Genomic DNA, 9,719 nt, shown 5'->3' on the forward strand with positions numbered 1-9,719 from the left:
TCAGGAGGCCCTGAACGACCCGGTGCCCGTGCCCTCGGACGCGACGCAGTAGAAGAGTCTGCTGCCACCCTCGAAGGCGGCCTCGCTCGGCGGGAGCACCCGGATCTCCATCCCGTCAGCCGCCGTTCCGGTGTAGGCAGCCAGCGCCTCCGTGGTGCAGGCCTCGATCACCGCGGGATCGGCATCAACGTCGTCGATGTTCGCCGACGGTGTGTCCTCGCTGAGCGAGCCGACCAGGAAGGCCTCCCACTCGTGCCCGGTGTCGCAGTCGACCGTCTGCGCCGTATAGAACCCTCCGATCGAGGTCAGCCCAGCAAAACAGACGGGACTGGCGGGCGCGACGAGGCCCGGTCCGCCCGACCACCGGGATGTCGGCTCCGGCGACGGCACCGTGGGCGAGGTCTGTCCTGCGCCGATGGGGTGGAAGCCGGCGGCACCTCGGCGGAGTTCCCGGGCGCATTCAGCAGGGCGGTGGTCACCGCGTAGGCGCCGACGCCCACGGCCACCGCGGCGATGGCCCCAGCACGATGGGCCACGCGCGGCGCGGCATGGTGGGAGCGTCGATCGGGGCGAGGAGCTGGGAGGAGGTGCGCCGGGAAGGACACCGGAGGCGGGGAAGTTCTGCCGCTGCGGCCCGGGCAACATCCGGGTGACCTCACCCCCGGCGAGGACGTTGTGCGGCCTGCCCAGCGCACCCCTCAACTCGAGCAGCGTGGCGTGCAGGTCGGCCCCATCGGCAAACCGCTGGCCGGGGTCGGGTGCGGTGGCGCGCCACACGACGCCGAGTAGCCGATCGGCGCCCTGCACGTGCGGGGCGTCAGCGAGCGGGCGGTAGAGCGTATTGACGATCTCCGCGACCGTCTGGGGTGACCCGTCCTCCCGCTGTCGCGGCGGCACGCCGGTGAGGATTGAGTAGAGCGTCGCGCCGAGCGACCACACGTCGGCACGCTTCGACGGCGCCGCCTGCTCGAACGCCTCGGGGCCGCGTACGCGGGGGTCAGTGCCTCGAGAGTGACGGAGGCTTCGCCCTCCGCGGGCAGTGCCGCGAGGCCGAAGTCGCCGAGCCGGGGAGTCCCGTAGGCGTCGATCAGGATGTTGGAGGGCTTGATGTCGCGGTGCAGGATGCCCCGCTCGTGCGCGGCGGCCAGCGCACTGGCGATGGCGATGCCGAGCTCGAGGACGTCCGGCGCAGGCATGGGCCTGAGCGCTTCACGAGCTGCCCCACCGAGCCGTTCTCACAGAGCTCCATGGCGAGGTAGGGCCGGTTGTCCCGCGTGGTGCCCGCGTCGATGAGCGACACCACATGCGGGTGGGACGAGATGAGGCCGACGCCGTCGACTCGCGCAGAAAGCGGCGCCGGTTGCGGGGATCGTCGAGGACACGGGAGTCGATCTTGACGGCCACATCGCGGTCGAGTGAGATCTGGCGGGCCCGGTAGACGGTGGCGAAGCCACCCCTGCCGATGGCGGCGCCCAACTCGTAGCCGGGCACGAGGCCACCGGATACCGGCTGGGACATGGGGCTCCTCGCGGGACAGGTCTGTGTCGGCGAGTGTATCCGGCGGGCGGTTCCCGGCCGTCGCGGGGATTTCACCGTGAGCACCCACCAGATATATGCTTGCTGCATGCAAATAGCTGGCCGCCTCTCGGAGGAGCTCTACCGTCTCTTCTCCAATATCGGTCACGCCGCCCAGCACGGCGAGGAGAAGCCCCTTCTCAGCCCCGTTTCGTTCAGCCTGCTCGCCGCCCTGTCGAGGCGCCCGCACCGGGCAAGCGACCTCACCGGGCTGTCCGGCCTCGATCAGTCGACCATGTCGAGGCGGATCAGCACGATGTGCGAGCACGGCATCGTCGAGCGCGTGCCCGACCCGGCGGACGGCCGGGCCCACCTCATCCGCCCGACCGCCGCGGGGCTCGACCTCATCGCCAGGGAACGTGAGCGGCGCGTGCGCACGATCACCGACGTGCTCGAGGCATGGCCTGACGGCGAACGCGCCGACCTGGTGCGCCTCATCGCCCACCTCAACGACTCCCTCGAAGCCAGCAGGCCCGCCGCCCGCCAAGGAGAAAAGTGACTGACACCCCAACGGGACCTTCAAGCTCTCACCCGAGTCGAAGCGGGTCTTCATCGGCCTGATCATCGGCATGTTCGCCGCCTCCGTCAGCCAGACCATCGTCGGCCCGCGATGCCACGCATCGTCGCCGAACTCGGAGGCATGGAGCACTACTCCTGGGTCGCCACCACCGCGATGCTCGCCTCGGCAGTCGTCGTGCCCATCGCGGGCAAGCTCTCCGACCAGTACGGGCGCCGACCGTTCTTCCTCGCGGGGCTTCTCGTGTTCATGGTCGGCTCGGTCGTCTCGGGCGCCGCCCCGACCTTCGGCGTGCTCGTCGCCGGGCGCGCCATCCAGGGCCTCGGCATGGGCACTATCATGCCCCTGTCGCAGACCATCATCGGCGACATCATCCCGGCAAGGCAGCGCGGCAAGTACCAGGGCTACATGGGCGCCGTCTTCGGCCTGACCTCGGTGGCCGGCCCCCTCGTCGGCGGCGTCGTCACCGATCACCTGGGCTGGCGCTGGCTCTTCTTCGCGGCGCTCCCCGTCGGTGTGCTCGCGTTCATCCTGGTGGCCCGCTTCCTGCATCCGCCGCACAACCCACGCGACGCGAAGGTCGACGTCGCGGGCATGACGACGCTCAGCCTCGCCCTCGTGGCCGCCCTGCTCGCCACCAGCTGGGGAGGCACCACCTACCCGTGGGCGTCGGCCCAGATCCTCGGCCTCTACGCCGTGGCTGCCGTCCTGCTCGGGCTCTTCATCTTCTTCGAGACGAGGGCCGAGGAGCCGGTGCTCCCGCTGCGGCTGTTCCGTTCGTCGACGTTCACCCTCACCAACGTCGCCGTGTTCGCCTTCGCGATGCTGATGTTCTCCACCATCATCTACATTCCCGTCTACGCCCAGGGCGTGCTCGGCGTCAACGCAACCAACTCAGGGCTCATCCTGATGCCGCTGATGCTCGCGTTCGTCGTGATGGGCATCGTGATGGGGCAGATCATCACCCGCACGGGCCGCTACAAGGAGTTCATGCTGGCGGGGGTCGTCGTGATGGCGCTCGGCGTCCTCCTCCTGACCCGGCTCGCCTACGGGTCGAGCTCACTGGAGCTCTCGGTCGCCATGCTGGTGCTCGGCATCGGCATGGGCATGGTCTCGCAGCAGTACGTCCTCGTGATCCAGAACGCGTCCACCCGACGCGACCTGGGCGTGGCGACCGCCTCGACCCAGTTCTTCCGCAACGTCGGCTCCACAGTGGGAACCGCGCTCATGGGCGCGGTGATGACAGGGGGCTAGCCACCGCGATCGCCTCCAACCTGACGGCCGAGGCGGCGGCAAAGATGCCCGAGGGCGGGATCGACCCGGGTGCGGTGCTGGATCCGGCAGCGCTGCAGGGACTCGACCCGGCCGTGGCCGAGGCGGTCCGGATGGGGCTCGCGGATCAGTTGCACACCATTTTCCTGCTCCTCTGGCCGCTGCTGGCGGTCCAGTTCGTCGCGACGCTGTTCATCAAGGCGCTGCCGCTGCGCGACGCCCTGGAGGAGCCTGGCCGCGAGCTGCTCGACTCGATGGCCCAGACGTCCGCCCACCCGGATGACATCGTGCCGGTGTTCCACTCCCCCAGCACCACCGGTGCCCGCTCCCGCGAGCGCGTGATGGGCTTCCGGTTCCACCTGCTTGCCGACGAGGCGAACAACCCGGAACGCAGCATGCTACGCCGCGCCATCGCAGAGGTCGGCGACGGCGACCTGGCGCGCGGGCAGCGGCTGCTCCAGCTGGCCGGGGAGATGCTCACCACTGAGGACCCCGAGGTGGCGGCCAACCGGGAGAAGTACGCGGCCGAGGTGGCGAACCGGGTTCGCAACGGCTCGATCCTCTCGCCCGGCCTGCGGGTGGACCTCGCAACGGTCCTGTCCGACGTCGACCGCTCGGCGGTCGTCGGCGGAGCGGAGCCCACGGTCGCCGAGCAGTACGTGGCCGTGGACGTGGCGCGCCTCGGGGAGGCGTCGACCGACCTGGCGGTGGCCTTCCTCGCCGACGTCTCCGGCCGCAGCGGTACCGCGGGGTCGGCGGCTGATAGCGTTCGCTCACACACCGACGTGACCCGTCAGGGGCTCCTGGGGTGCGCGCGAATCGAGGCTCCCCATGACCGACACCCCCCAGAGCCGTCGGCTGTCCCTCCTCCTGCGCGCGGGCCGGTGCAGCTGGGCCGCCATCGGCATCGTCGCCCTTCTGCTCCTGGTGTCGATCGGGCTCGGCGCCATCGCCGGGATCGTGGTTCCGCTCGTCATCGCCATCATCGTCGGGGTGGTCCTCGAGCCGCTCGTGACCAGGCTTGAGGGCCTCGGCGTCAAGCGCGCGTTGGCCAGCGTCATCGGGCTCCTGACCGCGCTCCTCCTGGCGGGGGAACCGTGACCATCGTCGTGCGTGGCTTCCTCAGCGAACTCCCACAGATCAACCGGCAGCTCGTCGCCGGCTGGATCTCGCTCGTGGCATGGGCCCGGACGCTCGACCTGGACACCGTCGTGCTCGAGCGGCTCCGTGAGGGCGTCGAGCAGTACGCCCCGCTGCTCGCCCAGGGCGTGTTCGGGCTCGCATCCGGCACGTTCTCCAGCGTGGTCGCCTTCGGGATGGGCGCCTTCTTCGGGTGTTCTTCCTGTTCTTCGTGCTGCGCGACGGTCGGCGGTTCCCCGGCTGGCTGGCCCGCGCCGGTGGCTGGAACGAGGAGACGGCCGAGGGCATCGCACGCGAATCCCAGACGGCGCTGCGCGGGTACTTCCGCGGGATCGCGATCACCGCGCTGGTCACGGCCCCATCTTCATGATCCCGCTGCTCGTGCTGAGGGTGCCGCTCGCCACCTCCATCTTCATCCTCTACCTCGCGCTGTCGTTCATCCCGTTCCTGGGCGCCTGGATCACGGGGGGCTTCGCGGTCCTGATCGCCTTCGGATCCGGTGGGCCGGCACGGCCGCCATCGTCGCGGTGACCTTCCTCATCTCCAACGGCACCATCCAGAGCGCGGTCAGCTCCTGGGCCCTCGGCTCGGCCCTGCGCATCCACCCCGTCGTCGTGCTGTTGGCGACGCTGATCGGCGGCACCCTCGCCGGCCTCATCGGCATGGTGCTTGCCGCGCCGCTCGTGGCCGCGGCGATCAGGTCGGCCGAGGTGATCCGCGCCGGGCGCGCCTCAGACCCCGACCCGGCCGATGAACGCCGACAGGAGGAGCGCGAGCGCCCCGAAGAACAGGCTGCGGCCCACGGTGCGGCGGACGCTCATCCCTGAGGTCCGGGCCGCCACCAGCGCCGTGGCAACCACGCCGAGCAGAACCGCACCGATCAGCACGTGCGTGGTCAGGTGGTCCGGCGCCAGGAGCACGGCGCCGATGGGGCGAGCGCGCCCACCACGAAGGCGAGCGCCATGAGCACCGCCGCGAGCACCGGTCGCGGATCCAGGTAGGTGGGCGAGATGCCGAGCTTGGACACCGCGTGCTCGGCCAGGGCCTCACGCACAGGAAGGTGCTCCGCCACCTCCCGGGCAAGTGACGCCGGGAGCCCCTTCGCCAGGTAGATCTCCGTCAGCTCGGCCAGTTCCTCCTGCGGCGACAGCTCACGCAGCCGCTCCTCCTCCGCGAGGAACGAGTCGAGCGCGTCCTGTTCGGAGCGCATCTCCGCGTAGCTGCCGCTCGCCACAGAGACCGCACCGGCCAGGAGGGTGGCGAGCCCCGCGATGACGGCGGCCCGCTCCGGATAGTTGGCCAGGGTGAGCCCCTCGATCACGCCCGCGCCCACCAACAGCCCCTCGTTCACGTGGCCGGCGAGCCGCCTGACCTCGAACCCTGTGACCCTCGTCGCCCACCCCGCCATGCGCGAACCATAGGGCACCCGCGCCTCCGTCCGCCCGGAATCGCGCCAAGGAGGAGGCTGACTAGTGTGGGCCCATGCAGATGCTCCGCACCGTCACGATGAACACGGGCTACGACGACTACTACACGGTCAGCGGCCTCGACTGGGGCGGCCGCGGCACGCAGCACCGGTTCGAGTCCGTGTGCTCCGGAAAGGGCATCAGCTGCGCCCGTACCGCCACCGCGCTCGGCATCCCGCTCATCGCGTACGGTTTGATCGGCCGTGACGACCACGACACCTTCTCCGCCCGACTGACCGCCGAACACATCCCACACCACCTGTTCAAGGTGCCGGGCACGGCGCGGCACAACCTGACGCTCGTCGACGCCACCGGCGAGCGGGTCGCGGCGCACTTCATGGCCGCCGGGTACGACTTCGACAGCGCAGGAGTCGTCGATCCGATGGTCGATGCGGTGCTGGCCGACACCGCCGCCGACGACATCGTCACCCTGAACGGATCGACGTGCACCGGGTTGCCCACCAGCACGTGGGCCGACCTGGCGTCAGGCCTCATCGCACAGGGCGTCCGGGTGGTCGTCGACGCCCAGGGAGCCGCGCTGATCGAAGCGCTGAAGGTGCCGGGCGTGCTGGCGTTCAAGCCCAACGACGACGAGATCATGGCGATCCCCGAGGTGGCCGCGTCGGAAGATCCGGTCGGCACCGCACTCGGCATGTTCCGGGCCGCAGGGGCGACACTCCCGCTGGTGTCGCTGGGCGGCGAGGGCGTCGCCTTCCTCGACGAGGCGGGGAGGAGGGTGCACGGTAGCTGCCACGTGGAGGCCCCGTCCAGTCGGTGATGGCGGGCGACGCCTTCGTCGCCGGCCTCGTCCGCGGCGCGCTCGCCTCCGACGACAGGCTCGACTGGGTGCGTCACGGGCTCGCGGCGGCGGCCGCCCACGTGGCGGGCCTCACCGGCGACGCGCTGCTGCGCCGCGCCGACGCGAACCTCGCCGAGGTCAGGTTCGCGGGCTGACCCGGGAGTCCGCCAGCCCGGCTCCCGAGGCACGCAGCGACAACCCCCGCGCCTCCCGGTCGGTGAGCACCCCGATGACGGACGCGACCGCGATGCCGGTGGCCAGCCACCCCAGGACCTCTGCCGTGGCGCCGATGCCAGGCAGGAGCGACCCGAGCGTCAGCAGCGCCCAGCCGCCGAAGCCGAACAGGAAGCGGGCACCATCCGCAGCCCGGGCGGGCGTCCCACCGCGGCTCGAGCCACACGGCGCGCTGGCCGGGCGACCCGCGCCCCTCCGCACCGCGAGCATCGCGACCAGAACCACGACCCCGGCGATGAAGTCGTCCCACGCCCCCTGCTGTGGGTCGGGCGGCCCAGCACGTAGGTCACGACCACACGGTAGGCGGTGAGCAGGACGGCCGGGAGGGTGGTGAAGAGGGCGGCATCGATGAGCATGCCGACCAGCCTGCGGGTGCGGGTGACGGGCCGCGCGCGGCTCCTGCTGCGAACCGACACCCGCGGGTCGGGGAGGAAGAACAGGAGCACCCCCGCCGCCAGGGCGCCGATCAGGGCACCCGTCGTGTTGAGGATGACGTCGTCGACATCGCCGATCCGGTAGCGGCAGGGCAGCAGCCCGAGCGCGCCGGTGGTCTGGGTCAGCTCGATCGCGGCCGAGAGCGCGAGGCCACTGAGGGTGGAAAAGACGATGCCCCGGCCGAAGTAGCGGCGCAGGAGCGCCCCCACGGCACGAACAGCAGCACGTTGAACGCCACCTGGAGGAAGACGAAGCTCGTCAGCAGCGACCGCCATCCGTTGGCCCGCTGGTACTCCAGCAGGTCACCGACGAACGCGAACGGCGTGAGGTTGCGACCCGGCACCGGGTTCGCGGCACACCACTGCTGCGTCGGGATCGGGAAGAGCGTGTAGGCAAGCAGCGCCACCCCGAAGACGGCCACCATCGCCGCCCCGACGAGCCGGACCAAGCGGATCTGCCCGTGGCGGCGCGACTCCCAGATGAGGATGGGCACGAAGAGTGCGACGAAGGCGAGGGCTCCGAACAGCACACCGATGAAGGCGGGCCAGGTCCAGGCGTCGATCACAGCCCCGAGTATCTCACGCCGTGAACAGCGCCTCGCCTACGAACCCGCCCTCCGCGACGCCCGGTGGGACGGCCCAGATGCCCGAGCCGATGTGCTGGAGGTACTCCATCATGAGGTCGTTGCGGCTGAGCCTGGACTGCATCGGGATGTAGTGGGTGCGCGGATCGGTGACGAACGCGATGAAGAACAGGCCCGCCGACAACCTGCCGAGGTGGTCATTGCCGTCGACGTAGTTGTAACCGCGCCGGAGCAGCTGGACGCCGTCGTTGTGGTCGGGGTGCGCGATCGACACGTGTGATGCGACGTCGACGACGGGGATGCCACCGCGTCCCGTGAGCGCGAAGTCGGGCTGGTCGAATTCGCCACCACCGGACAGCGGCGCGCCCTCCCGCTTCGTCCTGCCGACGATGTTCTCCTGTTCACGCATCGGGGCACGGTCCCACGTCTCGATCTGCATGCGGATCTTGCGGGCCACCAGGTACGAGCCGCCCTCCAGCCAGGCGGCCGCGGGATCGGCCCCCGGCTGCACCCAGACGTGCCTCCCGATCAGGTCGGTCTGCTCCCCGCGGAGCCCCATGGTGCCGTCCTTGAAGCCGAACAGGTTCCGGGGGTCACCTGGTCGACGCTGGTCGACGAGGTGCGCCCGAAGCCGAGTTGCGACCAGCGCAGGACGGCGCGGCCGAACGCGATCCGGGTCAGGTTCCGGATCGCATGCACCGCGACCTGCGGGTCGTCTGCGCACGCCTGGATGCAGAGATCACCGTCGGAGAGGGAGGGGTCGAGGTTGTCGGCGACGAAGTGCGGGAGCGGCTCGAGGGCGGCCGGGCGCCGGGCCGCGATGCCGAACCGGTCGTTCCCCTTCGCATCCCGGAAGAGCCCGGGCCCGAAGCCGAAGGTGACGGTCAGCCCGGAGGGCGGCAGGTCGTATGCCTCGCCGGTGTCCTGCGGCGGCGCGTCGTAGCTGCCCGACATCGCGTCGAGCTCGCCTGCCGAACCGCCCTGGGTCATGCGCGCGGCCGCATCGGTCCAGTCCCGCAGAAGCGCGATCAGGCCATCCCGGTCGAGCCCGTCGGCCGCGTCGAATGAGGCGAAGTGCATCCGGTCCTGGGCGGGGTGACGATACCGCCCTGGTGTTCGCCGTGGTACGGGTAGGCACCCGCTGTCGTCGGAGCCGGATCCGCGGTACCGCTGGGTGTCGCCGCCATCGTGAGGGCGAGGGCACCTGCCGCCGCCCTCCGACACCGGCGGCACCGAACAGGTGCCGGCGGCTGAGGTCGCTCATGAGAGGATCACGCCCGCCATCTGCGACAGCGGCTCCGAGAGGGTGTTGACCGCGTCGGCGAGCTCCTTGACCTGCCCGGCCGTCAGCTTGTCGTAGGTCACGAAACCGTCGCCGTCGCGCTGCGCGTCGAGAAGCACCTGGAGGTCGGCGAAGGCGTCCCCGATCCGGGTGTCGAGGGCCGCGTCCCGGCGCTGCAGTAGGGGACGGAGCCCCTCCCAGGCGACCTTGGCGCCGTCCACGTTGGCCTGGAAGTCCCACAGGTCGGTGCGCGACCAGTACTCCTCCTCGCCGGTGACCTTACCGGTGGCCACCTCGTCGAGGAGGCCCTTCGCGCCGTTGGCGATGTCCGAGGCGCTGAAGGTCATGTCGCGGGTGCGGTCACGCAGGATGAGCGTGTCGGCAACCAGCTTGTCCGCGATCACGGTGCGCTCGGC

Annotated in this window: 17 protein-coding genes; 8 read left to right on the forward strand and 9 right to left on the reverse strand. The window is 70.7% G+C overall.

All coding sequences use genetic code 11. From position 1 onward, the window contains the following. From G7085_RS11095 to G7085_RS11105, 3 genes are read right to left on the reverse strand one after another with little or no spacing between them, the layout of a single operon-like run. On the reverse strand, positions 1-777 hold the full coding sequence (locus tag G7085_RS11095; RefSeq protein ID WP_197510996.1) for a serine/threonine-protein kinase: 777 nt from the start codon (positions 775-777) through the stop codon (positions 1-3). Next, the gene (locus G7085_RS11100; RefSeq protein ID WP_197510997.1) at positions 699-1,196 is read right to left on the reverse strand and encodes a protein kinase domain-containing protein; all 498 of its coding nucleotides are present in this window, start codon (positions 1,194-1,196) and stop codon (positions 699-701) included. Before G7085_RS11100 ends, G7085_RS11095 begins: the two co-directional genes overlap by 79 nt. Positions 1,197-1,209: 13 nt before the next feature. Further along, positions 1,210-1,518: a hypothetical protein gene (locus G7085_RS11105; RefSeq protein WP_197510998.1), complete on the reverse strand. Its 309-nt coding sequence runs from the start codon at positions 1,516-1,518 to the stop codon at positions 1,210-1,212. Positions 1,519-1,594: 76 nt separating this feature from the next. On the opposite strand from G7085_RS11105, the gene G7085_RS11110 reads away from it, so the two are divergent. The 6 genes from G7085_RS11110 to G7085_RS11135 all read left to right on the forward strand — a co-directional run bounded on the left by G7085_RS11110 (position 1,595) and on the right by G7085_RS11135 (position 5,331). Next, complete coding sequence (locus tag G7085_RS11110) at positions 1,595-2,074, forward strand: MarR family winged helix-turn-helix transcriptional regulator (protein WP_197510999.1); 480 nt, start codon at positions 1,595-1,597, stop codon at positions 2,072-2,074. A gap of 111 nt (positions 2,075-2,185) precedes the next feature. Further along, on the forward strand, positions 2,186-3,346 hold the full coding sequence (locus G7085_RS11115; RefSeq protein ID WP_197511000.1) for an MDR family MFS transporter: 1,161 nt from the start codon (positions 2,186-2,188) through the stop codon (positions 3,344-3,346). 44 nt (positions 3,347-3,390) lie between these two features. Then, positions 3,391-4,389: a hypothetical protein gene (locus G7085_RS11120; protein WP_197511001.1), complete on the forward strand. Its 999-nt coding sequence runs from the start codon at positions 3,391-3,393 to the stop codon at positions 4,387-4,389. 308 nt (positions 4,390-4,697) lie between these two features. Next, the gene (locus G7085_RS11125; RefSeq protein WP_197511002.1) at positions 4,698-4,874 is read left to right on the forward strand and encodes a hypothetical protein; all 177 of its coding nucleotides are present in this window, start codon (positions 4,698-4,700) and stop codon (positions 4,872-4,874) included. Further along, positions 4,871-5,035, forward strand: a complete 165-nt coding sequence (locus G7085_RS11130; RefSeq protein ID WP_197511003.1) for a hypothetical protein — start codon at positions 4,871-4,873, stop codon at positions 5,033-5,035. The genes G7085_RS11125 and G7085_RS11130 overlap by 4 nt, the downstream gene beginning before the upstream one ends. Further along, positions 5,032-5,331 (forward strand): AI-2E family transporter, encoded by a 300-nt coding sequence (locus G7085_RS11135; protein ID WP_197511004.1) that lies wholly within the window; start codon positions 5,032-5,034, stop codon positions 5,329-5,331. Before G7085_RS11130 ends, G7085_RS11135 begins: the two co-directional genes overlap by 4 nt. Positions 5,332-5,399: 68 nt before the next feature. On the opposite strand, the gene G7085_RS11140 is transcribed toward G7085_RS11135, so the two are convergent. Next, positions 5,400-5,930: a VIT1/CCC1 transporter family protein gene (locus G7085_RS11140; RefSeq protein ID WP_197511005.1), complete on the reverse strand. Its 531-nt coding sequence runs from the start codon at positions 5,928-5,930 to the stop codon at positions 5,400-5,402. A 62-nt stretch (positions 5,931-5,992) separates the two neighbouring features. Between G7085_RS11140 and G7085_RS11145 the strand changes: the two genes are divergently transcribed. Together G7085_RS11145 and G7085_RS11150 are read left to right on the forward strand one after the other, a co-directional pair. Next, on the forward strand, positions 5,993-6,748 hold the full coding sequence (locus G7085_RS11145; RefSeq protein WP_197511006.1) for a PfkB family carbohydrate kinase: 756 nt from the start codon (positions 5,993-5,995) through the stop codon (positions 6,746-6,748). Next, positions 6,748-6,924, forward strand: a complete 177-nt coding sequence (locus G7085_RS11150) for a hypothetical protein (RefSeq protein ID WP_197511007.1) — start codon at positions 6,748-6,750, stop codon at positions 6,922-6,924. Before G7085_RS11145 ends, G7085_RS11150 begins: the two co-directional genes overlap by 1 nt. Positions 6,925-7,083: 159 nt before the next feature. Here G7085_RS11150 and G7085_RS11155 read toward each other — a convergent pair whose 3' ends face one another. The 5 genes from G7085_RS11155 to G7085_RS30240 all read right to left on the reverse strand — a co-directional run bounded on the left by G7085_RS11155 (position 7,084) and on the right by G7085_RS30240 (position 9,707). Beyond that, positions 7,084-7,647: a VanZ family protein gene (locus G7085_RS11155; protein WP_197511008.1), complete on the reverse strand. Its 564-nt coding sequence runs from the start codon at positions 7,645-7,647 to the stop codon at positions 7,084-7,086. After that, positions 7,560-8,003 carry a hypothetical protein gene (locus tag G7085_RS32530; protein WP_197511009.1) on the reverse strand — a complete coding sequence of 148 codons (444 nt, stop codon included), beginning with the start codon at positions 8,001-8,003 and terminating at the stop codon, positions 7,560-7,562. Before G7085_RS32530 ends, G7085_RS11155 begins: the two co-directional genes overlap by 88 nt. Positions 8,004-8,016: 13 nt before the next feature. Next, complete coding sequence (locus G7085_RS30230) at positions 8,017-8,667, reverse strand: Dyp-type peroxidase (RefSeq protein WP_331715972.1); 651 nt, start codon at positions 8,665-8,667, stop codon at positions 8,017-8,019. Beyond that, entirely contained in the window at positions 8,550-9,101 is a 552-nt protein-coding gene (locus tag G7085_RS30235; RefSeq protein ID WP_269451838.1) for a Dyp-type peroxidase domain-containing protein, read from the reverse strand. Before G7085_RS30235 ends, G7085_RS30230 begins: the two co-directional genes overlap by 118 nt. Before the next feature lie 180 nt (positions 9,102-9,281). Then, on the reverse strand, positions 9,282-9,707 hold the full coding sequence (locus G7085_RS30240) for an EfeM/EfeO family lipoprotein (protein WP_197511010.1): 426 nt from the start codon (positions 9,705-9,707) through the stop codon (positions 9,282-9,284). Positions 9,708-9,719: the final 12 nt, after the last annotated feature.

Source organism: Tessaracoccus coleopterorum (genome assembly GCF_011174705.1).
GTDB classification, from domain to species: Bacteria; Actinomycetota; Actinomycetes; order Propionibacteriales; family Propionibacteriaceae; genus Arachnia; species Arachnia coleopterorum.